Source organism: Corynebacterium sp. ACRPQ, assembly GCF_022347225.1.
Lineage (GTDB): Bacteria > Actinomycetota > Actinomycetes > Mycobacteriales > Mycobacteriaceae > Corynebacterium > Corynebacterium tuberculostearicum_D.
This window is the reverse complement of sequence record NZ_JAKRNF010000001.1, coordinates 97,596-120,935: the sequence shown is the minus strand read 5'-3', so window position 1 is coordinate 120,935 and position 23,340 is coordinate 97,596. Positions and strand designations below refer to the sequence as shown.

Below are 23,340 nucleotides of genomic sequence, written 5' to 3'. Positions count from 1 at the left end.
CCAAAGTGGGCGGTCCCGTTTTCATCCCAGCCGCTAGTGCCGGTTAAGCTGGACTAATGAGCACAAAAAGCAGTAAAGCCCCTAAGAAACTCAACAAGAAGGCCTACGAAAAGGAGCTCGAACGCCTCCAGGCGGAGCTCGTGGACATGCAGCAATGGGTCGTTGAAACCGGCGCCCGCGTAGTCATCATCATGGAGGGCCGCGACGCCGCCGGCAAGGGCTCCGCGATCAAGCGCATCACCCAGTACCTCAACCCGCGCACCTGCCGCATCGAGGCACTGCCCGCACCGAACTCTCGCGAACAGGGCCAGTGGTACTTCCAGCGCTACGTGGAAAAGCTGCCCACCAAGGGCGAAATCGTCATCTTTGACCGCTCCTGGTACAACCGCGCCGGTGTCGAGCGCGTCATGGGCTTTTGTACCGATCAGGAATACGTCCGCTTCCTGCACCAAGCACCCACCTTTGAGCAGATGTTGGTAGAAGACGGCATCATGCTGCGCAAGTACTGGTTCTCTGTATCTGATGAGGAGCAGATTAAGCGCTTTGAATCCCGCCGCAACGATCCGCTGCGCCGGTGGAAGCTCTCCCCTATGGATCTGCAGTCCATTACCCGCTGGGAGGACTACTCCCGTGCCAAGGATGCGATGTTCATCCACACCGATACCCCAACCGCCCCGTGGTACACCGTGGAATCAGAAGATAAGAAACGCTCCCGCATTAACGTCATTTCGCACCTTCTGAGCACCATTCCGTACGAGAAGATCGAGCGCGAAATGCCGGAGATTCCGCAGCGCCCGGATTCCGATGGCGAAACCTATGAACGCCCTGCCCGCGAAGAGTTCCGTTACGTACCGGACGTCGCTGCCAAGCTAGAGCGCAAGTCCGAACAGAAGACAGCGAAGAAGACGTCCAAAAAGGGCAAGAAGAAGGATAAGAAGAAGTAGCAGCACCGGCTGTATTACTATCTTCATTCATGAGCACTGACACCGTCGCGCAAGCGCGTTTAGGAGATAAAATCCTCACCGCGGTGGCGGTGCTCATTGCGCTGTTGTATGTGTATGTCATTACTGCCGCGAAGAATCCCAGCATAATTGAGATTATTCAGGCAGGTCTATCGTTGCTATTCCTGCCATTTATGTGGATCTGGCGGAGCCGTCCCGTGCTCAGCGCCACGGGCTTTATTGTGCTGCTCGCGGCATGGGCCGCGGCTTGGATGAGCCAGCTTCCCACCAATCTAGGACTTACCCCCTGGGCCTTGACTGCACCCATGGCGGTGTATTCCACCTCCCGCTATGTCACGCGCCGCGCCATTCCCCGCACGGTACTGGCTCTAACGATTCTTGGCTCCTTCATTTCGCCATTCATGTGGCGCATAGATCCGGAATCTTTCGTTTTGCATTACCAACTGGACCGCCGCTATTTGGCCATGTTGGTCGTGCACTGGGCTGTTTTGGGCACCACATACTTCGCCGCCGCACGCTACTTCGATTTGGCACGCCAGCGCGAGCACCTAGCCCAAAAGCGTTTCCACCAAGCCCAAGAGGAAGAGCGATTGCTCATCGCACGAGAGTTGCATGATGTACTGGCCCATTCCCTAACTTTGATAAAGGTTCAGGCCAATGCTGGAATCATTGCCGGGCGATCAGATGCTAAAGCTGCCGAGGAAGCGCTGGCCAGCATTCGCGATGGTGCAGATTCTGCGTTGGAAGAGGTTCGCGGCATCGTCACGGCGCTGCGCAGCACTGGTCCCACCACACTGAAGCCAACCACGCAGCTAGAGCACATCGAGGGAATCATCGATGGTTTCCGCGCGGCGGGCTTGGAGATTGCTACGGACTTACCAGAGACCTATGAGGCGCCTGCACTTACGCAATTGGCCTTGGTACGCATCATTTCTGAAGGCCTGACCAATGCGCTGCGCCACCAGGGCCCCGGCACGCAGGTAGAAGTAGAGCTCGCGCTTGCCGACGCCGCCCGGATCACCCTAACCTCTACCAATCCCTCCCCGACTCCCAGCGAAATCCCCGATAGTGGTGTTGGTCTAATCGGCATCGAAGAGCGTGCTCACACGTTAGGTGGAAAACTAGAGAGCTCGGGTGATGCAACAAAGTTCATACTGCGTGCCGAACTACCGATGCAGAAGGAAAACCGTACCTAAGATTCGTGTCCTACTCGCCGATGACCAAGCAATGCTTGTTGCCGCATTGTCTACCATCCTTAACGCACAAGATGATATTGAGGTCGTGGCCACCGCAAATACCGGCTCAGAGGCCGTCACCGCGGCATTGAGCCACCGCACTGACGTAGCCATCCTGGATATCCGAATGCCCGGCATGGATGGCATCGCTGCGGCTCAAGCAATTCTTTCCCGCGTCCCCGAATGCCGAATCATCATGCTCACCACGTTTAATGAAGAAGAATTGGTGGCTCAATCTATCGCCGCTGGCGCGCATGGGTTCCTTCTCAAAGATGCAGATCCGGAGGTGCTAGTGGGAGCAGTCTGGGACGTCGCCAAGGGCGAATCGGTGCTGGCTTCTCAGGTCACCGGACCAGTTTTGGAGGCCTATCGCACCGCCCTTACCCGCGGCCAGTTGAGCGCGCAGGAGCGCCAAGGGCTTAGCCTGGTAACCCGGCGCGAGATGGAAGTTCTTTCGCTCATCGCACGCGGTGCTACAAATTCCGAGATCGCCGCCGAGATGGTCATTGCGGAAACGACGGTAAAGACGCACGTCTCTTCGCTCATGTCTAAGCTTGCGGCGCGCGACCGCGTGGCGCTGGTGCTGTTCGCCCAGCGCGCTGGAATTGCCTAGTCTCCTACTGCAGTAGGAGACATTCACTGCGAAGTCCGTCTTGCGGGCGGAAGATTTTCGCGCCCCAGCACGCGAGACTTCGCAGTATGAATTATGAAATCTCCTTTGAGCAGGTCTCAAAGTCTTTTGGCTCCCACACAGTTTTGAGGGATGTAGAATTTAGCATCACCCCTGGTCGCGTCCATGCTCTTTTAGGGCGTAACGGCGCCGGCAAATCTACGCTCTTTTCCATCTTTCTAGGCCTTCTTGCCGCCGATTCCGGGACTATTCGCGTGGCCGGTGCGCCCTGGTCACGCGAGGTTCTCGACCACGTGGGGGCTTCCGTTAACGGTCCAGCTTTTTATGGGCACCTTTCTGCAGCAGCCAATCTTCGCGTCCATACGCGGTTGCTTGGTCTACCAGAATCCGAGATAGAGCGAGTGCTTGCCATCGTGGGCCTCAACGGGGCTGGGAAGAAAAAGGCTAAGTCATTTTCTACTGGCATGAAGGCACGGCTCGCCCTAGGCCAAGCACTGCTCGGTGATCCCGAAATCCTCGTTCTCGATGAACCACAAAATGGCCTTGATCCGCAGGGCATCGTAGAGCTTCGTGAGCTCCTGCAGAACCTGGCCGGCGCCGGTCATACCGTCATCGTCAGCTCCCATCAGCTCGGTGAGATTGTCCACTTAGCCCAGGACATCACCATCCTTGCCGAGGGCACCATCCGCTATTCTGGTTCGCTTAAGAATTTGGCTCCCAGTGGTCAGCTGGAAGCCGAGTTTTTCCGCCTGACCTCCCCGGATGGTGAGGCTCATGTTTAATCGCTACCTTTCCGCCGAGGTCCTTCGCAGCCGCGGGAGCGCGCTGCAATGGCTCCCTCTACTGGCCGTACCATTAGTGGTAATGACAGCGTTGTTTTCCGCGCTTGCTTCTCCCACGCAGGACGCCACCGGCGTATTGGGATGGCAGTCCATGTTCATCACGGGCATGTATGCACCTCTCATTGCGCTTTTTGCCGCCATTCCCGAGCGCCGAGAAGTCCGTACTCGCGGCGGCGGTACGCTCTGGCGCCGGTTCAACGCCCACTATGAACAGACCTCGCGCTTTCTTGTCATACTTTCTAGCCTGGCGATCTTCCATGTCCTCAATTTCGGCCTTTCTTGGGCAATCGTGGCTCTTCAGGGCCGTGCCAACCATCAGCTATTAGTAGTGGCTGGGCTCTTTTCCTTCCTAGGGGCTATCGGGATCGCCGGGCTCGCTGCAGGGTGCGCGCGCCGCTGCGGCCTCGTCGCCGCGTTGGCTGGAAGCATTGTCTGGCAAGGAATTGGAATTCTACCGAGCACTGTCGAGGGCAACGCGTGGTGGGCATTCCCACCTGCGTGGCCGATGAGATTATTGCTTTCTGCCCTGCGGATTCATCAGAACTCTGTTCCTCTCGATCCAGATGATCCGCTACTGCAAGAAGGTCCACTGCCCGCCGCACTGCTATGCCTAGTTCTTGCGGCTGTAGGTACGTGCGCGGCAATCTTTACTCCTCGCCGCAAACAACCTCTTAGATTGCGCCTGCCCCAGGGCGATACTCATAAAGATGCTGGCGCAATCACCACTGGTGGGGAGTGGACCCCTACTGCTACTCCGAGAGCTTCCGCTCGGTCCAAGCTATCTGGCGCGCTGATCGGGCTGCACCGTGCGGCGTTCAGTCCCTTGCTTATCGGGTGTCTAGTGCTGAGCATCGTGGCTTTAGCCGTCATTGCCCTCACCTACCCTGCCGATTATGTCCACGGCTTCTTCGTCTTTGCGCTCCTGCCTGTGGGCGCGGGAGTCCTCCCTTGCATAGTGTGGCCACTGCTAGAGGCGGCGTGGCCGCTGAGCTACAGCGAATCACGTCATAGCCCTAACGCCCTTCTCATCTGGATCTTTGGGGCAATAGTATTCGTGTGCACGGCTGCTTCGCTCGCTTCAATCTGCGCCGGTACTTCTGCTCCTGCTGTATTGGGACGACTGCCGCTGGCCGTAGGTGTAGGTTTCAGTATTGCGGTGATTTCCCTGTGCATCGTGGTGCGCTTCGGGATTATTAGTGCACTCGCCCTCACCATCATGGGCACCATTGTTTCTGCAACTCTCGGCGGTGATGTCCTCGCCAAGACTTACCTGTGGCTAATTGCCTTTTCGGCGTGGCCGATAAATGCCAACACTCCTGCACGCTACGCTGTCGCGGCATTCTTAACATTGCTCATCGCCGCCGTTGGTTCATGGACCGCGAAACGGCTGCTGCAGACAAAAGCACTGCAGCCAATGGATTAACCGCATAATGCAGACACGTTTCAAGTCCATTGGCGTGCTTCCAGGCCGATAGCGTGGCTGCTTTTCGGGGTGGGGTGGTTGGAGCCGGGAGAAAACGGCAAAAGCCCGCGGAAACCGCGGGCTAGAGCTAGGTGAGCTTAAAGCTCAGAAGGAGATACGCGCTTCGGCAGAACAACCGGGCGGGTGTGTGCGAGCTCTTCTACGATGCGTACTACCTGGTTGGAGTAGCCATACTCGTTGTCGTACCACACGTACAGCACCAGGTGCTTGCCGGAGGCGATGGTAGCAACGCCGTCGACAATGCCGGCGTGGGTATTGCCGATGAAGTCAGAGGAAACAACCTCTGGGGAGGCAATGTAGGAAATCTGCTGGCGCAGGTCGGAGTGCAAAGAGACATTGCGCAGGAAGTCGTTGACCTCATCGCGCTCTACTTCCTTGGACAGCTCGAGGTTGAGCACAGCCATGGACACGTCCGGGGTAGGAACGCGGATGGCGTTGCCGGTGAGCTTGCCCTCAAATTCCGGCAGAGCCTTAGCAACAGCCTTGGCTGCGCCGGTGGCGGTAAGCACCATGTTCAGGCCTGCGGCGCGGCCGCGGCGATCGCCCTTGTGGTAGTTATCGATGAGGTTCTGGTCATTGGTGAAGGAGTGCGCGGTCTCCACGTGGCCGTGGGTTACACCGTAGCGGTCATTGATGACCTTAAGAACCGGGGTAATGCCGTTGGTGGTGCAGGATGCAGCGGAGAGAATCTGATCCTCATCGCTGATGTTGTCGTTGTTGATGCCGTAGACGATGTTCTTGATATCGCCCTTGCCCGGTGCGGTCAGCAGCACGCGGGAGATGCCCTTGGCCTTGAGGTGCTGAGACAGGCCCTCGCGGTCGCGCCATGCGCCGGTGTTGTCCACCAAGATGGCGTTATTGATGCCATAAGAGGTGTAGTCAATCTCGGCGGGATCGTTGGCGTAGATCATCTGGATCTTGGTGCCGTTAGCCCAGATAACCTCGTTTTCCTCATCTACAGAGATGGTGCCGTTGAAAGCACCGTGGACGGAATCGCGGCGCAGCAAGGAAGCGCGCTTGAGGATGTCACCGTCGCCCTTCTTGCGCAGGACAATGCCACGCAGGCGAACGCCACCGTAAGCTGCCTCGCGGGCGACGAGCAGGCGGGCCAACAGGCGGCCGATGCGGCCGAAGCCGTAGAGGACGACGTCGGTGGTCTCTAGGTCAACGCCAGCACCGACGATCTCGCACAGCTCGCCTTCCAAGTACATGCGGAGGTTTTCCTCGTTGGATTCCTCCCACCCGAGGACCAAGCGGCCGAGGTCGACGCTTGCGGCGCCCAGGTTCATGTCTGCCAATTCCACCAGGATAGGCAGGGTCTCCGCCGTGGACAGGTGGCGCTGCGCGATGCGGCGGCCATAGCGGTGAGACTTGATGATGTCGATATCGGTCTGGCCCACCAGTGGGCGGCCGAAGATGGTGGTGACAACGTTATTGTTGCGGTGCAGCTGGTGGATGAGCGGAATCATCTGCTGCGCCAGCTCGAGGCGCTCGTTCCAATCATCATGGCCAACATGTGCGTTCGCAGTCACGTAATTCATTCCTTTTCTGTCACGGGGGTGGCATTAAATCTTCAAACATAAATATTAGCGCTTACTAGTGTGGGTTTTGGCATAGATCGTTCAGGATGTTGGCCACAGTACCCCCGTTAATTTTTGCCACGTCGGTACCTACGAGGCAGTAGGCTACGGCATCATCGTGCTGCGCACGGCGTTCCTTAAGCACAGGGTTCAAGAGCGGATAAACCGGGGGAAGGTTGGGGTGACTGCGGGTGTACTGAGTTTCTAGTCCACGGGCAAAGCGGCCCGAGAAAGCACGGGTAGACACGGTCTGCCCACCACGACGCAGTAGCTGCCGGTTGTAGTCACTCGTTTCCGCCTCTTCGGTGAGCAAGAATGCGGAACCGCAGGAACATGCGGCGACGCCATCCCAGGACATAGCGGTGGCTATATCGTCTGCAGAGCGCAGGCCGCCAGCAGCGATCAGAGGAAGATCAGGGGCTGCTGTATGGACATCGGACACTAGCTCTTCCAGATCCCGGGAATCGGGAGTCGCGGCTAAGTCCCAGGTTCCGCGATGGCCGCCGGCGGCTGGGCCTTGGACGCAGAGCACGTCGACCCCCCGACGCGCGGCCACGGTTGCCTCCGCAGGGGTGGTGACGGTGGTCCAAGCCTCTGCCCCCGCGGTGTGGATCCGCTCTATCTGTTCGGGTGTGAAGGTGCCAAACATGGACCACACCACGCGGGCGCCACCGCGCAGCGCTAGATCCAGCTTCTCTTCGAAGCCAAAGGAGTAATCGGGATCAGGCAGTGGCTGGTTTTCTGCTTGCGCCAGCTCGCGTGCGGCGGCATGTTGCGCCCCGGAAAGCGGCTGTTGTGGACAAAAGAGATTTACTCCAAACGGAATGCCGGCGCACTGGTCAATCTGCGTGCGGGCAGCGTCTATGCTGGCAGAGCCCAAACCAAGAGTGCCAAATGAACCGGCTGCATAAGCAGCGCGCACAAGTTCCGGGGTGGTGGGACCGCCGGCCATGGGCGCGGGGATTACTCTACGGGAAAGGGAGCTTATAACCTGACTCATAGCACCCCACCCTACCGAGAGAGGAAGCTAGTGCAGTGGCACCTTTAGGAGATTTTTTCGCGCGATTCTTCGGCTCGAAGAATAAACCCACCCCAGGCCTCAATCCGGATGTGCTAGAGGCGGAGTGGCTTATTGTGGGCTTGGGCAATCCCGGCGCGAAGTATACCGCTACCCGCCACAATGTGGGCTATATGGCCATCGATGATCTGTTAGCCGCAGGCGGTGACGTGCTGGAGCCGGTACGTGGGATGGATGTGCAGGTCGCGCCGCTTAGCTGGGCGGGACAGAAAGTACTTGCCGTACGTTCGGGCACCTTTATGAACCTTTCTGGCGATCCAGTAGCGCCACTGGCACAACAACTTGGCATCGCCGCAGATCACGTCATTGTTCTCCACGATGAGCTGGACCTTCCGTCCAATAAGATCCGGATCAAGCAGGGTGGAAATGAAAACGGCCACAACGGCCTCAAGTCGCTCACTGAGCGCTTGGGCACCCGCGACTATCTGCGCGTGCGCATTGGTATTGCCCGGCCGCCCAAGGGTTCGTCCATTCCGGATTACGTATTGGGCCCCGTGGATGCGGGCGCAGGCTTTGATGACGCCATCGCCACCGCGGCCGAGGCCGCCCGCCTCATCGTGACGGATGGGCTAGGCAAGGCCCAAAACCAGATCCACTCGCGCTAGCACTGGGAGAATTTTTCTAGTGCCTTGGGGCTGCCGGCGGCGACGATGAAATCGGTGGGGGTGAGCTCGGTGGCGTCGGCAAGCGGGGCCCACTCCCCTTCCGCGCGGCGCACAGAGACCAATTGCACGCGGTGCGTGCGCCAGATGGCAGAAAGGTCGAGCGGCCGGCCCACCAATGAGCTAGGCACGGCCATCTGGGTCACGCCATAATCGGTGGCAATCTCCGCAAAATCACGGAAACGCCCGCCCAAAAGATAAGCCACGCGGCGGCCGGTATCACGCTCTGGCCGGATGACATGGTGGGTACCAATCTGGCTGAGAATACGCGCGTGTGCTTCCGAATCAGCCTTGGCCCAGATGTCTTTGACCCCCAACTCCACCAGATTGGACGCGGTGAGGATGGAATCTTCCAAGTGAGAGCCGATGGCGACGATGACGCGCTCGACCTCCTCCACGCCCAGCTGGCGCAAAGCCTCTGGGTCGGTGGTATCGGCCGCAATGGTCTCGGTGAGGTAGGGCGCTTCTTCGCGCACGCGCTTTTCGCTGGAGTCGATGCCGAGGACCTCGACGCCATTGGCCATCAGCTCATGCGCAAGCGAGGAGCCAAATCGGCCTAGTCCAATAACGACGACGGGTGGTATATCGATGCCAGCGCGGGAGCGTCCCAGCGCCTTGAGAATATTAGCCAAGGAACGGCCTTTCTTCGGGATAGCTATAGCGCCGGCTAACGGATTTCGCCGCCAGCGCCGCTACCAAGGTGGTTGGGCCAACGCGGCCCAGGTACATGATGAGGCATAGCACAATCTGCGAGGGCGCAGACAGGCTTGCTGTAATTCCGGTGGACAAGCCCACCGTAGCGAAAGCGGAGAGCACTTCAAAGGACACCTGATCACCGCTAAACTCCGGATCAAAAAAGCGCAGCGCCGCCACGCCCAGCGTGACCACCAGAACCCCGGCAAAGCTCAGGGCTAGGGCCTGGCGGGTCACCGATCGCGGAAGGCTGCGGTGGCCGATGGTGGTGGTTTCCCGGCCCGTAAATTCCGCGGCCATGGCAGCCAAGAGCACGCAGGCGGTGGTGACCTTGATGCCGCCGGCCGTACCGGCCGAGCCACCACCGATGAACATCAAAATATCGGTGCCCATCAGGGTAATGGGGTGAGCCTGCCCGTAATCGATGGCATTAAAGCCCGCCGTGCGCGGGGACGCGCTGGCAAAGAAAGAGTTGAGCAACTTATCCCCGAGCGACATGGAGGATAAAAGCCCGGTCCATTCCATGCACGCGAAAAAGACGCCGCCGGCGAGCAAAAGCACGGTCGTGGCTGCTAGGGTCATGCGCGCGGTAATGGAAATGCGATGAACCACGTGACGATCGCGGCGTACCAAGCGCACCAACTCCGCCCACACCGGAAAGCCCAATCCGCCACCGATCAGCGCGGCGGCTAAGGGCAGCAGAATCCAGGCATCGGCAACAAAGGGCACTAGGTTATCGCTATTGGTGCTAAATCCCGCGTTATTGAATGCAGAAATGGCGTGAAAGATGCCTTCCCATACCGCGCGCGGAAAGGAGTGCCCATAGCCAATCATCAACCGCGCAGCCACGATGACAGCGATGATGGTCTCAGCCACCGCGGTAAATGCGAAGGTAAAAATCAGCGTCTTGCGGATTCCGCCAGGAGCAATGGGGCGCCCCTCATAGGCACCCGTCTTGCGTGCTTTGAAGCTAATCCGGCCGGTAAAAAGCAGGCCCGATAGCGAAGCGAGCGACATGATGCCCAGGCCGCCTAGCTGGATCAGCGCCAAGATGATGACCTGCCCGGCCGGGCTCCAAAAGCTGCCGGTATCCACCACGATAAGTCCGGTGAGCGATACCGCAGACGTAGCGGTAAACAGGGCAGACAGGAAGGAAGCGCGGGCGGTGCCGGCCTCGGCGAACGGCAGCATGAGCAAAACCGTTCCCAGTAAAATGAGCAAAAGAAAGCCGGCGGCGGTTAAGCGCGCCGGTCCCCACTGCCGTATGGAAAGCAGATGTTTCACGAGCGGAAGTATAGACCTGCTTTCGGCCCAGGGAAACTGCTAGCCGGCGGTGCCCTCGGTGGGCGGTTAGGATTGGTGCTATGACTTCGCCAAATAGCACTGCCAAGACCATTGTGATTACCGGCGCATCGGGCGGATTGGGCGCCGCGGCAGCTCGTCAGTTGCACCGCACCCGGCCACAAGACAACCTGGTTATCATCGGCCGCAATCCGGAAAAGACCCGCGCGGTGGCTGAGGAAGTCGAAGGCCAGTACTTCCTGGCGGACTTCGAATCCTTGGGCCAAGTTCGCCGCTTGGCACAGGACTTGGAGGGCCTGGAGCATATCCACGCCCTAGGCAATAACGCTGGCGGCATTTTCGACGGCCCGTCTACCACCGCCGATGGCTTTGAGCGCACCTGGCAGGTCAACGTGGTGGCGCCTTTCCTGTTGACCTCGCTGCTTCGGGACAAGCTGCGCGCGGATAACGCGAACGTAGTTCAAACGGCTTCCCTAGCTAATTTCCTCATGTCTCAATTCGACCCCAGTGATCCCAATACCCTGGATCACTTCAGCCCCGAGCGCGCCTACGGCAACGCCAAGCTGGGCGATATCCTGCTCACCCGTTATTTTGATGCCCACGGGCTTTCCGCGGTGTCCTTCCACCCTGGCGTGCTTGCCACTGACTTTTCCAAGTCCTCTACCGGCATAATGTCCAAGATGTACTCCGGGCTGATTGGCAAGACCTTTGGCAAGCCTGCCGACGGCGGCGAAAACCTCGCCTACTTTTTGACCGGCACCGAGGGAATCCACTTTGAATCCGGCGAATACTACAACGACAAGCGCAAACCTGGTCTCCAGCGCCCCATTGCGAAGAAGCTGTCGGTGGCTCGTCGCGTCTTTGATGATTTGGGGCGCCGCCTCAATGTGGAGTGGTAGCGCGAAACCACTAGACTATGGCGCATGAGTTCTGTCGTTTCTGAGGCCTCGCGCCGCCGCACGTTTGCCGTTATCGCCCACCCGGATGCTGGTAAGTCCACGCTGACGGAGGCGCTGGCGCTGCACGCACACGTTATTAATGAGGCCGGCGCGGTCCACGGCAAGGGCAACCGCAAGTCCACCGTGTCTGACTGGATGGATATGGAAAAGGACCGCGGCATTTCCGTGGCGTCCTCGGCGCTGCAGTTCGAGTATGCACCGGAGGGCCACGAGGGCGAACCCTACATGATTAACCTGGTCGATACCCCGGGCCACGCGGACTTCTCAGAGGATACCTACCGCGTGCTCACCGCGGTGGATGCGGCAGTCATGCTTATCGACGCCGCCAAGGGCCTCGAGCCCCAGACCCTTAAGCTCTTCCGCGTGTGCAAGGCCCGCGGCCTGCCTATCGTTACCGTGATCAATAAGTGGGACCGCGTGGGCCGCGAGCCCTTGGAGCTTGTTGACGAAATCGTCAACGAAATCCAGTTGCAGCCCACGCCCCTGTACTGGCCGGTAGGCATTGCCGGTGACTTCCGCGGCCTGGCACACATCAACGATGATGGCGAGGCCGATGAGTACATTCACTTCATCCGCACCGCTGGTGGTTCCACTATCGCCCCGGAAGAACACTTCGATCCGGATGCCGCCGGTGAGAAGGAAGAAGACGTGTGGGAGACCGCAGTCGAGGAAGCCGAGCTGCTTGCCGCCGACGGTGCCCTACATGACCAGGAACTTTTTGAGCAGTGCGTGACCTCCCCACTCATCTTCGCTTCTGCGATGCTGAACTTTGGTGTGCACCAGATTTTGGACACCCTGTGCGCTATTGCCCCGGCTCCGCACTCGCGCGACTCCGATCCGAAGGCGGTTGAGGCTGCCACCAGCGCCATTGATGAGGTCCGCGAGGTTAGCGATGACTTCTCGGGCGTCGTCTTCAAGGTCCAAGCAGGCATGGACCAAAAGCACCGCGATAACTTGGCCTTTATGCGCGTGGTTTCCGGTGAATTCGAGCGCGGCATGCAGGTCAACCACGCCCAGTCCGGCCGCAGCTTTTCCACCAAGTACGCCCTGACTGTCTTTGGTCGCACGCGCGATACCGTGGATACCGCCTATCCGGGCGATATCGTGGGTTTGGTCAACGCTGGCTCGCTTGCCCCTGGTGACACCATTTATTCCGGCAAGAAGGTGCAATTCAAGCCCATGCCGCAGTTCGCGCCGGAGGCCTTCCGCATTCTGCGCGCGAAGTCGTTGGGCAAGTACAAGGCTTTCCGTAAGGGTCTGGAGCAGCTGGCGGCCGAGGGCGTGGTCCAGATTCTCAAGAACGAGGCGCGTGGCGATGCCTCCCCTGTCATGGCGGCGGTGGGCCCCATGCAGTTCGAGGTGATGCAGGCCCGCATGGAGTTCGAATACAACGTGGAAACCGTTACCGAGCCTATTCCCTATTCCGTGGCTCGCCGCACCGATGCCGAATCCGCCCCAGAGCTCGGCCGTCAGCGTGGCGTGGAGATCTTTACTCGCCAAGATGGCGAGCTCATCGCGCTCTTTGGCGATAAGTGGAAGCTCGCCTTCATTGAGAAGGAACACCCAGAGCTCACTATGGAAACCCTCGTGGCGGATTAGAAACCACACAGGTCCACACAGCAGAGAAAAAGGCCGCTTCCCGTTCTGGGAAGCGGCCTTTTCCGTTGCGTGTTAAACCATCAACATCACAGGGACAACGGCAATCTTGACCACCTGCCCCACCACAATGGTGGCCGCATAACCGGTCATGATGCGCGAGTCGGAGCTCAGCCCCGTGGCGTAATTGACCACGGCCGGCTGAGCAAAGATGCCAGAGAGTCCGCCAGAGGTACGGGTTTCGGACTGACCCATGAAGCGATTCGCTACAGCGAATAGGACCGAAACCACCACGGTGACAATGGCGGCGAGGATCATGCACTTCAGACCCATCCAGGAGAAGGCGGTGGACAAGAATGCCTCGCCGGATGAGAGGCCCACAGACGCCAAGAAGATGACGAGGCCCCACTGCTGGAAGGCGGTATTAATGGAGGCCGGAACCTGCCATGGAATGCGGCGGGTGCGGTGCAGCGCACCGAGGATAAGACCGGTAATCAGCGGGCCGAGCGCGAAGCCCAGCTCGAAAGAAGCACCACCTGGCATCGGTACCACGACCTGGCCCAGCAGGTAACCCAAGAAGAGGCCACCGCCCAAGGCCACCCAGTTCAGCTCGGAGTAGGACTTAATGGAGTCGCCGAAGTAATCCTTGATATCGCCCAAGCGGTCAAACTTCACGATGAGCTCGAGGATATCGCCGGAAGCCAGGTGAGTTTCATTATTGGCCAAGAATTCCTCATCGCCGCGCTGCACGCGCACGATGCGACCGCCATAGCGGGAGAACAGGTTGAGCTCCTCAACGGTGCGGCCGGCAATGTCTTGGTTAGAAATAGCCACGGTTTCGATGACCAGGCGCTTATCCACGAACGGAGTTTGCGGCTGGCGCTTGCCCAGCATTTGGGTCAGTTCACGGGCCTTGGCCTTGGTGACCATCACGCGCAGAATATCACCTTTGCGCAGTTCGGGGCGGTCACCTGCCACGCGCACTTTATTACCGCGGCGAATGGTAGCGATAACAAAGTGATCCTTGAACTGTTCTTCCAAATCATCGTAGTTCACGTCTTTGGTAACGCGAATGGTGCGGGAGCGGAAGATCTTGGAGGCAGAATTGTCCTTATCGTGCTTGGCGGGCCAATTCTGCTTGAGCAGGAATGCCACGACCAAAATGGCCACCGCCACACCCACGGGATAGCCCAGCGAGTAGCCCACGGCGGGTAGCTCTTCACCGGTTTGTTGCTGGGCAACTGCCAGCGACGGCGTCGAGGTCGTGGCGCCGGCAAATACACCAACGGAAGCCAAGGTATCCAGCCCCAGCATGCCACCAAAGAGGATGGCTGCGCCCGCGGCCACCACAATCGCAATGGTCGCCGTGAGCATGTGCTTCATCTGCTTGGAAAAGCCCTTGAAGAAGCGCTCACCGGCGGACAGGCCTTGCATATAAATAAAGAGTCCCAAGCCCAGCTCTTGCAGGGAGCTTAAGATGTCTTTATCTAGGTCAATAAACGAGCCGAAGGCCAAGCCCACAAATAGCGTGCCTGCCGCGCCAAAGCGCAGCGGACCGAAGGGGATCATGCCAAATAGCGTGCCGAGCAGCACTATGAAAAAGATGCTCAGCCATATATTTCCATCAAAAATTGCTAACACGCTGGAATATTTTAGGCATTTTCCCCCAAAGTGCCACGTGAAAGGCTTTTCCAAGCCCTGGCCTTCTGGCATTTACACTGGGCACACCACTTTCCCAGCCGAGACCCCACCCCCAGCGGCGGTACATCTCACAGGAAACTCCCATAGTGAACTAATCGAGGAGGAATTCCTTCCACCGTGGCCACTCCGTGTAGGTCTGGGCTTTCCCCGCGTGATAGTTCGCCCGCAGCTTGTGCACGTTGCGTTCGGTAGAGGTCACCTGCATATCCTGCGGGAAAAATAGTTGCGCCCTACCTTGGCGCTCCAATTCCATAAGCCGGTCTTTGGCCGCGTTATAGAGGGCGGGGCGGGCTATGAGGGCGTCGGCAATAGCGGGGTACCTGCGGAAGATGCGGCGGACAAAGGCTGGGCGCGCAACCGCAGGGCGCACATACCCACGCGGCTTAGTCCCGATAAACAGGAACTTCTCGTATCCGGCCTCTTCTGCTTGCGCAATGGTAATGCCACCGGAAGAGCCCAACGCACCGTCCACGTACGGCGCGCCGTCGATAAATCGCATCGGCATAATCAGTGGCAGCGTGGAGGAAGCGCGCACGCGCACGAAGAGATCTTCCGGGGTGTGGATGTCCTCGCGCGTCCAATAAACAGACTCGCCGGTATCGGCGCGCGCTGCAGCGAGCACCATATCGGCCGGATGCTCGCGGTAAGCCTGCCAATCAAAGGGCAAATCCCTGTCCGCGGCGCGCTCATAAATGTACTCGGCATTGAAATACCCGCTACCACGCACCAGCGAACCCACGCCACCGAAGCTGGGGCTTTGAGCAAAGTCCGTAAAAGACTCTTCTGCGCGCCGGGCATCGCGCGACAAGTAATTAACGGTGTGGGATGCCCCGGCGGAGACGCCACCTACCCAGCCAAAGTCCACGCCCTCTTCGAGGAGCTTGACCATACAGGCGGCCGTATAGGAATTGCGCATACCGCCGCCTTCAATAACGAGTGCGGTGTTGCTGGCATCAATCATGGTGCCCCATACTACGCTGGGCCCAATGAAGCGCATTTTCCGGCAATTGCTCGCGGACGAAGAAGGCACCTTCGATATCGAAACCGGCCAGCAGCCCCGCACCGGGTTCGCCTATAACCCCACCGGGAAGGCGCTCCTGCGGGTGACGGAGCCTACCCCAGCCGCGGTGAGCAAGGCCTTGGCCTTAGCCAAGGAACACGGCGCGCGGTATCTCGGCACATGGCGCCAGCCGGATGGTCCGCTCGTCTTCCTCGCCACGGCCATCACCCACGATGAGTCCGTGGCCCGCGAGCGCGTTGCCGCCACCGGCCAACGTGCCTATTTCGACCTGGAGCGCTGCCGCACCATCACCGTGAGAGCTCACTAGACTGGGCTCCCATGGGATTAAAAGATGCACTTGCCCGGCTGACCGGCGCGCAGTCCCCGCGCCTGGCGCGCCCCGATTCCACCTGACTTAGGCCATTTTAGTGCGGAACAATCCCACCCCACCGCCAAATACCACCAGGTAGTAGTGTCAAGAGAAACGTTACTCACCCACACATGGCCTAAGTCGGGAAGCGCCAGCTAACCCCGTAAGTATTCGGCCGCCGCGGTGGCAAGTTCCTCTGGGGACTCGCTGACATCCAGCACGATGCCCGCTTCCCCCGGCTGCAGTTCCTCGAGTGTCTCGAATTGCGAGTCCAGAAGGACGACCGGCATGAAGTTGCCCAGAGTGCTGACTCATGCGCTCCTTGAGCAGCTCATAAGAGCCGTGCAGGCCCACAAAGATCGTATCGATAAAGTCGCGGTGGGAGCGCTTGAGCGCGGAGCAGCCCACAATGGCACCGGCGTCCTGGTCCGCGAGAAAGCGGCCTAAGGACTCGAGCCAGGGCTTGCGGTCGACGTCGTCAAGGGCCTACACCGAGGCCATTTTCTAGATGTTCGCCGTCGGATGCATATCGCCCCCATCCCGAAAAGGCAGGCCGGTGCGCTGCGCCAGCAACTCCCCGACCGTGGACTTACCGCAGCTCGAGACTCCCTTGATCACCACGTGCTTGCGCATCATCCCTCCTTGCAGCATTCCACCAAATCGAACGTGCTGCGCACTGCCTGACGCAGCGCGATTCAACGCAACATGACGCAACCACCGTGCGGCTCGATAAAGCGCGGTTTAACCCAGCGGCGCGTACATGAGGTTCGCGCGCTGCACCTCGCCACGTGTGGTCGGGTCAAAGGTCGCGCACAGGGCAGCCGCCACGTAGCGCACGCCACCCACCGGAGCAGAGGAGCCGACCCGCTCGGCGCAGTTCTGCAAGGCCGGCAGGCCGATGTCGTCGCCCGGCGAAGTCATGGAGAAGAAGGACGCGGCCATCATGGTGTCACCATCGGCACGCACATACTCGGAAGAGCCCTTGATGGCCTGCCAGGCAATCGCGCCAACGGGGTCGGTACGGAATTGGTCCCGCTCAGTCTGGGTCAACTCGGCGTTGGCGGCGGGTACGGACAGAGATGCGACGAGGAGCGCAGCGCATGCTGCGAGGAAAGAAGACTTTTTCATAGCAATATTGTATCCCCGTGCATTGGGGTTGTCCTGGTATTCCTTCGCTATTGTCCAGAGGAACCGCTTGTTGCGCGAAGGATGGAAGCGCGCAGCTGGCGTATCTCAGTGGCCCCACGCGGCAGCACCCCCCAGCAGGCTAGCACCGGCAGCCACGAGATCCGTTACGGCCTCAGCCAGGCTCGCCGCGCCAACGGGGGCTGGCCGCCAATCATGAGCGCCGTTGTCCCAGCCGAGGCTTGTGTCCAGATCTGACCGTGGGCGTAGTCTTCACCGGGGTTTTCCCGCCGCCAGGTTTCAATCACCTCAGGCACGGTGGAGGTTTCACCGACAAAATGTAGTGCAGACCTGCATCGATGGGTGCTTGCTTGTTCGCCGCTGAAACCATGCCCGCATCAGCAACGACGGAAACCTCGTCGAGCCGGTCGGCATCTTGGAACCGTGTGATCATCGGTAGCATCGTGTGGGTTTATGCCGAGTTGCCAGCAAACGCGCCCCACATGCAGTGGAAAACCGGTGGCATCAGTAAGCAGCCCGACAAGGTTTTGTGGCTCCACACGGCGTTCTTTGGAAAATAGGGGTTTGCGAAGCTCATCAGGAGTACCGGCTTCAAAGTACAAGATGGTCACGTCGTACAAGATAAATGCGCCTGGCCCAATACCTACATGATGGGCCAACGCTTGGGTTTGTATCTCCCCGAACGATTCGGTGGCGAAGGAGGAACGACGCCTCTGGATGGTGCGGTAGCTTGCGCTGGTGATGCCAACCTCGACAAGAGTCTCGATGAAATCCAGCTTTGAGCTGGGATGGATGATCCGGGCACGCACCAGAACACGAAGCACCGGATCATCGCCGCTTGCTGCTGCAAGGCCTAGCTCGTTGAAACACGCATCAATACAGTCCAGCAAGTATCCAGCCCGCTGACCGGCTACCGGCAGCGGGTTGGAAACACTGCCTGTTGCCGGTGGGGTGTGTGTAACCTCGCCGAAGTCCATTGCGAGTTGGTCACCATCGACGATGCGTTGAGTCTCAGTCCGCAAAAGCGCAAGCTCAGACTCTGAATGCGCTGAGCCGATATGCTTCATTCTTTTCGCACTTTTGCGTTCAGAGAACACCACCTGCACCGCTATCGCCCCAGAGGCAGTCTTGACGGTGCGAATATAAGGACTCACCAAAATCAGACTGCTGAACACCCCGGAACTACCCACTTAGTGCGGAAAAATCCCACCCCACAAACAAAACCACCAGGTAACAGTGTCAAGAGTGACGTTACTCACCTGCCCATGACCTAAGTCAGGTTAGACTAAGGGCTTATGGGATTAAAAGACGCCCTCGCCCGACTTACCGGCGCGCAGAGCCCGCGCTTAGCTCACCCCGATTTCACCGCCCCCACCGCACGGGTAGAAAAACTGGAAATCCACACCGCTGGTCCGCTTATCATTGTGGTCACTAATCAGCCCGGCGCGGAGGTACTGCTGGAGGTAGCCCGCGCCCGCGAGTCAGTTACATTGGCCTCTCCCACCACGACGGTGCATTTTCCCGCCGCGAAGAAGGAAGCCTTGCCCATCAAAGATCCCCGGCGCGGCTGGGTCATTCCGCTTACGCCCGCGCTTGCCGACGCCCTCGTAGACCACCTCCCCTACCCCGGCGACTACGAGCTTTCCCCCGCCGTCGCCGTGGTGGTGGAATAGTTTCCTCGAAAGGACTGACATGCTGCTTTTGCCTTGTGCGGGAAAGAAGCCACGCATCCACCGCAGTGCGTGGATTGCGCCCAATGCCACCATCATCGGCGATGTAGAAATCGGCCCGGATTCCTCCGTGTTTTATGGCAGCGTACTGCGCGGCGACGTGGGCGCAATTCGCATTGGCGCTAGGTGCAATATTCAGGACAATTGCGTCTTCCACGTAGAAGAGGACACGCCGTGCGTACTAGAAGATGATGTCACGGTGGGACACATGGCAATGGTCCATGCCGCGCATGTGGAGGCCGGTTCCCTAGTGGGAATGTCCTCTTCGCTGCTCTCACGCTGCACTATTGGCACCGGCTCGCTCATCGCGGCAGGCGCCGTGGTACTGGAAGGAACCGCCATTCCACCACGCAGCCTTGCCGCCAGCGTGCCCGCCAGGGTGCGTCGCGAGCTCAGCCCGGAAGAGTCACAGGCTTTCATTGCGCATGCTGCCCGCTACGTGGACTGCGCGCGCAGCCAATCCGATGTGGCGTTGAGCCTGGATGAGGTCATCTTTGATTAAAGGGAAAGCACGCCCATGAGGATGAGGAAGACCGCCACGAGGTAGCCGCCGAAGAGCGCCACCTGAGTGCTATTGGCGCGCGCCGCGGCAAAAAGACGGCCGGCGGCCGATTCGGGATGGGCGCGCACCACCGCAATAAAAAGGCCGCAGATAGTGGGCAGGGACAAAGCCAGGCTGGCGTACCACACCAAGCCGCCGTACTGAGCGGCCGGAGCGATGTCTTCGGTAGCCAGGTGCATGAGTCCATAATAAAACGGCACCGAGGTCAGCGATTGCACCACGCCCATAATGAAACCGATAATCGCGGTAAGCAGCGATGGAGTACGCAACGGCTCAAGTAGTCGATTTACTAAGGCATTGGGCTGGCCTTGAGAGCGCCACGAGCCAAACCCCACCGCGATGCCCACTGCAACAAGGACCCAGCCGGCAACAGGCGAACTCAAAATGGCTTCAATCTGGTCTTTTACCCCTAGCAAAACAAACATCACCACGGCCGCCGCGGCGAGCACTCCCATCCAGTCTCCTATCACCACTAAGGAGGCAATGCGCCGGTACTTGCTGCGGGGCAAGATGATGCCAATGGCCACGAGGATTCCGATGAGTAAGGCATTGACGGAATCCAGGAGGGCAAAACTAACGGCGTGGAGCATGCCGGTCAGTCTACCGCCCCTTGCCGCCATCGCCGATACGCCCGAGTGCACCAGACCTATATCTCACTTGCAGCTTCCTATGGTCCACCGCACAGGTTTTTGCACACATTCCGCAATTTTGTGTACACTATGCAATGTTTCGCACGGGGTGCAAATTTCTCCCCGTGGATTCCATAGTCACTGTCACCTGCGCGCAGAGCATTGCACGCATACTGCACAAGAAAGCACATTTTATGTCTAGATTCCTCTACCGGCTAGGTAGCTGGTCCTACCGCAAGGTATGGCCATTCCTTGCCTTTTGGCTCATCGTCTTGGTGGCCATGGCGGGACTTACCGCCGGCTTTGCCAAGGCCCCGAACCCTAATTTCTCCATGCCGGAGATGGACTCCACCACCACCCAGGACAAGATGATGGAGCGCTTCGGCCAAGATACCGATGCCATGAGTGCACCCGAAGGCACCGTGGTCATCCAAGCGCCAGAGGGGAAGAACCTCACCGATAAGCAGGTAGCCGGCGAGGTAGATGACCTCCTTGGCGAGCTCAAGGACACTGGCGCGCTCAAGGACCAGGACAAACTGGTCAGCCCGGTGATGGCTGCAGCCGGTATGGAAAAGCAAATGGGCGAAAAGATGAAGGCCCAGCGCATTCCAGACGAGCAGATTCACAAGAACCTGCAGCAGCTCTCCCCTCTGAGCGAGGATAAGTCCACCGGCACCGTCACCATCACTTTTGATGCGGAAACCGTCATGGACATCCCAGAAGAGGACATGACCAAGGTCACGGACGTACTCAATAAGTACGACGAGGGCGACCTCACCGTGAAATACCAGGGCAATGCCTTTAGCTCCGCCGGTCAAGAGATGGGTGGCAGCGCCGAGATTATCGGCCTCATCGTCGCCGCAATCGTGCTGCTGATTACTTTCGGTTCCTTCGTGGCCGCTGGTATGCCGCTAATTTCCGCCATCATCGGCGTAGGCATCGGCATCCTCGGCGTGCAGGTATCCACGGTCTTTACGGATACCATCTCCGATATGACCCCGACGTTGGCCTCCATGATTGGCCTGGCCGTCGGCATCGATTACGCGCTGTTTATTGTCAACCGCTTCCGCAACGAGCTCATCACTTCCTCTGGCCTCAACGATCTTTCGCCAAAGGAACTGGCCCAAGAGCTCAAGAAGATGGATAAGGCCACCCGTGCCCACGCCATGGGCATGGCGCTGGGCACCGCGGGCGGTTCCGTTGTCTTCGCCGGCACCACCGTGGTCATCGCCTTGGCCGCGCTGACCATTATCGGCATCCCGTTCCTGGGCACCATGGCCATCGCTGCTGCGGCTACGGTCATCATCGCCGTACTGGTTGCCAATACCTTCATCCCTGCCCTGCTGGGACTCTTGGGCACCAAGATCTTCGCCGGCCGCGTACCTGGCCCCAAGGTTCCAGACCCAGAGGACGAAAAGCCCACCATGGGCCTGCGCTGGGTACGCCGCGTGCGTGCCCACCCGTGGCTGCACCTTATCGCGGGCGTCGTCTTGCTAGGCATCCTGGCCGTACCATTTGCCCAGCTGCGCCTGGCCATGCCTACCGATGGCACCGCAAAGCCCGGCACCCCGCAGCGCGAGGCCTATGAGATCACGGCAGACGCCTTTGGCCCTGGCCGCAATGCCCCGATGATCGCGTTCGTTGATGTGGCCGATGTCCCTGAGCAGGACCGCATGCCGGCCTTCCAGGACCTCCTGCAGGAGATCAATGGCAACGACGGCGTAGAAAACGCCCAGATCGTGCAGACCACGGACAACGGTGATGCTGCGCAGATCATGATCACGCCTACCACCGGTGCAACCGATGAGGAAACCACCGAAACCCTTAACCACCTGCGCGATTACCAGGGTGAGTTTGAAAAGACCGGCGGTTCCTACGGCATTACCGGTATCACCCCGATCTTCGATGACATTTCTGAGCGCCTCAATAACGTGCTTATCCCATACGTAGCCATCGTGCTGGGCCTGGCCTTCATCGTCTTAATGCTGGTCTTCCGCTCCATCTGGGTGCCGCTCATCGCCGCGGCCGGCTTCGCTTTGTCGATGGCCGCGACCTTCGGCATCACCGTGGCCATTTGGCAAGAAGGCATGTTCGGCATCGTCGACGACCCACAGCCGCTGCTTTCCTTCCTGCCCATCATGCTCATCGGCCTTACCTTCGGCCTAGCCATGGACTACCAGGTCTTCTTGGTGACCCGCATGCGTGAGGGATTTGTCAATGGCAAGACGGCCGGCAACGCCACCTCGAATGGCTTCAAGCACGGCGCCCGCGTGGTCACGGCCGCGGCCCTCATTATGATTTCCGTCTTCGCCGCCTTCATCTTGATGGACGAGCCGTTCATTAAGACCATGGGCTTTGCGCTGGCTGCGGGCGTGCTTATCGACGCCTTCGTGGTCCGCATGATGATCATCCCAGCCACCATGTTTGTGCTGGATAAGAAGGCATGGTGGTTCCCGCACTGGTTGGATAAGATCACCCCTAACATGGACATCGAAGGCGAGGCCTTGCACTCTGACCGCGAGGAACTCCTGCGCGCCCAACGAGAGAAAGTAGGCGAGACACACCGTGACTAGTCTGCGCGAAGAAAAGAAGCGAGCTACGCGTCAGGCCATGGCCGATGCGGCAGCGCGCCTCGTCCTCGACGGCGGTACCGAAGCCGCCACGGTCTCCGGCATCACCGCGACCGTCGGGGTCTCCCCGCGCACCTTTCACAACTACTTCTCCTCGGTGGCTGATGCGCTACTGTCCTTTAGCACCGATGTGCTTGCCAAGTTTTCCAAGGAAGTACCCACTGTCTTTCCTAATTCATCCATTTCTGAATTCCTCGAACAAGTAACGCTCGATGCCGCCGAAAACGAGGGCAAAGAGCTACATTCTTTTACCTCTCTTTTCACCATTGGCGAGGCTTTAGAAAACTTGAGCCATACCTCGAAAGAGCGCCAACAATTCCAAGTCGTAGATGACCAAGTTTTGGAAGCTTTCCACCAACGCGCCCCGGATAAGTCGCGCTTTGAAATCGCGGTCATTCTCCAAGCGTGTGCGGGTGCCAGTGCGATGAGCATGAAAGAAATCCACCGCCTCTCCCAGGCCGAAGAATCACTGGACGCTCACACAAAGCATGAGATAGTTCGCACAGCCTTTGCCACCGTGCGTGCCATCGACTAGCTAGCCTAATGGGC

Annotated in this window: 22 protein-coding genes and 1 pseudogene; 13 read left to right on the top strand and 10 right to left on the bottom strand. The window is 59.1% G+C overall.

What is annotated here, in order from left to right; translation table 11 throughout:
• Window positions 1–56: 56 nt before the first annotated feature.
• From ppk2 to MHY24_RS00560, 5 genes are all read left to right on the top strand, one after another.
• The gene (gene ppk2, locus MHY24_RS00580; protein WP_150851573.1) at window positions 57–944 is read left to right on the top strand and encodes a polyphosphate kinase 2; all 888 of its coding nucleotides are present in this window, start codon (window positions 57–59) and stop codon (window positions 942–944) included.
• 29 nt (window positions 945–973) lie between these two features.
• Window positions 974–2,158 (top strand): sensor histidine kinase, encoded by a 1,185-nt coding sequence (locus MHY24_RS00575; RefSeq protein ID WP_239227997.1) that lies wholly within the window; start codon window positions 974–976, stop codon window positions 2,156–2,158.
• On the top strand, window positions 2,100–2,810 hold the full coding sequence (locus MHY24_RS00570) for a response regulator transcription factor (protein WP_239227996.1): 711 nt from the start codon (window positions 2,100–2,102) through the stop codon (window positions 2,808–2,810). Before MHY24_RS00575 ends, MHY24_RS00570 begins: the two co-directional genes overlap by 59 nt.
• An 86-nt stretch (window positions 2,811–2,896) precedes the next feature.
• Complete coding sequence (locus MHY24_RS00565; RefSeq protein WP_239192698.1) at window positions 2,897–3,610, top strand: ATP-binding cassette domain-containing protein; 714 nt, start codon at window positions 2,897–2,899, stop codon at window positions 3,608–3,610.
• An 82-nt stretch (window positions 3,611–3,692) separates the two neighbouring features.
• Window positions 3,693–5,093 (top strand): hypothetical protein, encoded by a 1,401-nt coding sequence (locus MHY24_RS00560; RefSeq protein WP_239227995.1) that lies wholly within the window; start codon window positions 3,693–3,695, stop codon window positions 5,091–5,093.
• Between the two features lie 137 nt (window positions 5,094–5,230).
• On the opposite strand, the gene MHY24_RS00555 is transcribed toward MHY24_RS00560, so the two are convergent.
• Window positions 5,231–6,694, bottom strand: a complete 1,464-nt coding sequence (locus tag MHY24_RS00555) for a glyceraldehyde-3-phosphate dehydrogenase (RefSeq protein ID WP_204609698.1) — start codon at window positions 6,692–6,694, stop codon at window positions 5,231–5,233.
• A gap of 55 nt (window positions 6,695–6,749) precedes the next feature.
• Complete coding sequence (locus tag MHY24_RS00550) at window positions 6,750–7,733, bottom strand: nitronate monooxygenase (protein ID WP_239227994.1); 984 nt, start codon at window positions 7,731–7,733, stop codon at window positions 6,750–6,752.
• Window positions 7,734–7,768: 35 nt separating this feature from the next.
• Here MHY24_RS00550 and pth point away from each other — a divergent pair, with 35 nt between their 5' ends.
• Entirely contained in the window at window positions 7,769–8,416 is a 648-nt protein-coding gene (gene pth / locus MHY24_RS00545; protein ID WP_239227993.1) for an aminoacyl-tRNA hydrolase, read from the top strand.
• Here pth and MHY24_RS00540 read toward each other — a convergent pair.
• Window positions 8,413–9,105, bottom strand: a complete 693-nt coding sequence (locus MHY24_RS00540) for a TrkA family potassium uptake protein (protein WP_005329053.1) — start codon at window positions 9,103–9,105, stop codon at window positions 8,413–8,415. The two genes, pth and MHY24_RS00540, sit on opposite strands and share 4 nt — an antisense overlap.
• Window positions 9,098–10,450 (bottom strand): potassium transporter TrkG, encoded by a 1,353-nt coding sequence (locus MHY24_RS00535; protein WP_239227992.1) that lies wholly within the window; start codon window positions 10,448–10,450, stop codon window positions 9,098–9,100. Before MHY24_RS00535 ends, MHY24_RS00540 begins: the two co-directional genes overlap by 8 nt.
• Window positions 10,451–10,530: 80 nt before the next feature.
• Here MHY24_RS00535 and MHY24_RS00530 point away from each other — a divergent pair, with 80 nt between their 5' ends.
• A complete protein-coding gene (locus MHY24_RS00530) occupies window positions 10,531–11,367 on the top strand; it encodes an SDR family NAD(P)-dependent oxidoreductase (RefSeq protein WP_239227991.1) in 837 nt (278 codons plus the stop codon).
• 24 nt (window positions 11,368–11,391) lie between these two features.
• Window positions 11,392–13,026, top strand: a complete 1,635-nt coding sequence (locus tag MHY24_RS00525; protein ID WP_239227990.1) for a peptide chain release factor 3 — start codon at window positions 11,392–11,394, stop codon at window positions 13,024–13,026.
• 72 nt (window positions 13,027–13,098) lie between these two features.
• On the opposite strand, the gene MHY24_RS00520 is transcribed toward MHY24_RS00525, so the two are convergent.
• Window positions 13,099–14,664 carry a TrkA C-terminal domain-containing protein gene (locus MHY24_RS00520; RefSeq protein ID WP_239227989.1) on the bottom strand — a complete coding sequence of 522 codons (1,566 nt, stop codon included), beginning with the start codon at window positions 14,662–14,664 and terminating at the stop codon, window positions 13,099–13,101.
• Window positions 14,665–14,815: 151 nt separating this feature from the next.
• Window positions 14,816–15,685, bottom strand: coding sequence for a patatin family protein (locus tag MHY24_RS00515; RefSeq protein WP_239227988.1), 870 nt, complete (start codon window positions 15,683–15,685; stop codon window positions 14,816–14,818).
• A 25-nt stretch (window positions 15,686–15,710) separates the two neighbouring features.
• Between MHY24_RS00515 and MHY24_RS00510 the strand changes: the two genes are divergently transcribed.
• The gene (locus MHY24_RS00510; protein ID WP_239227987.1) at window positions 15,711–16,052 is read left to right on the top strand and encodes a hypothetical protein; all 342 of its coding nucleotides are present in this window, start codon (window positions 15,711–15,713) and stop codon (window positions 16,050–16,052) included.
• A gap of 197 nt (window positions 16,053–16,249) precedes the next feature.
• Here MHY24_RS00510 and MHY24_RS00505 read toward each other — a convergent pair.
• The 3 genes and pseudogenes from MHY24_RS00505 to MHY24_RS00495 form a co-directional block, all read right to left on the bottom strand.
• Window positions 16,250–16,727 (bottom strand): annotated as a pseudogene (locus MHY24_RS00505) (gluconokinase).
• Window positions 16,728–16,835: 108 nt separating this feature from the next.
• On the bottom strand, window positions 16,836–17,222 hold the full coding sequence (locus MHY24_RS00500; RefSeq protein WP_239192727.1) for a hypothetical protein: 387 nt from the start codon (window positions 17,220–17,222) through the stop codon (window positions 16,836–16,838).
• A 395-nt stretch (window positions 17,223–17,617) separates the two neighbouring features.
• Window positions 17,618–18,415: a hypothetical protein gene (locus MHY24_RS00495; protein ID WP_239227986.1), complete on the bottom strand. Its 798-nt coding sequence runs from the start codon at window positions 18,413–18,415 to the stop codon at window positions 17,618–17,620.
• Window positions 18,416–18,535: 120 nt separating this feature from the next.
• Here MHY24_RS00495 and MHY24_RS00490 point away from each other — a divergent pair, with 120 nt between their 5' ends.
• Both MHY24_RS00490 and MHY24_RS00485 read left to right on the top strand, forming a co-directional pair.
• Entirely contained in the window at window positions 18,536–18,913 is a 378-nt protein-coding gene (locus tag MHY24_RS00490; RefSeq protein ID WP_239227985.1) for a hypothetical protein, read from the top strand.
• A 19-nt stretch (window positions 18,914–18,932) separates the two neighbouring features.
• A complete protein-coding gene (locus MHY24_RS00485; RefSeq protein WP_239227984.1) occupies window positions 18,933–19,472 on the top strand; it encodes a gamma carbonic anhydrase family protein in 540 nt (179 codons plus the stop codon).
• Here MHY24_RS00485 and MHY24_RS00480 read toward each other — a convergent pair.
• Window positions 19,469–20,122: a hypothetical protein gene (locus tag MHY24_RS00480; protein ID WP_239227983.1), complete on the bottom strand. Its 654-nt coding sequence runs from the start codon at window positions 20,120–20,122 to the stop codon at window positions 19,469–19,471. The two genes, MHY24_RS00485 and MHY24_RS00480, sit on opposite strands and share 4 nt — an antisense overlap.
• A 233-nt stretch (window positions 20,123–20,355) precedes the next feature.
• Between MHY24_RS00480 and MHY24_RS00475 the strand changes: the two genes are divergently transcribed.
• A complete protein-coding gene (locus MHY24_RS00475) occupies window positions 20,356–22,734 on the top strand; it encodes an MMPL family transporter (protein WP_239227982.1) in 2,379 nt (792 codons plus the stop codon).
• Window positions 22,727–23,326 carry a TetR/AcrR family transcriptional regulator gene (locus tag MHY24_RS00470; RefSeq protein WP_239192743.1) on the top strand — a complete coding sequence of 200 codons (600 nt, stop codon included), beginning with the start codon at window positions 22,727–22,729 and terminating at the stop codon, window positions 23,324–23,326. Before MHY24_RS00475 ends, MHY24_RS00470 begins: the two co-directional genes overlap by 8 nt.
• Window positions 23,327–23,340: the final 14 nt, after the last annotated feature.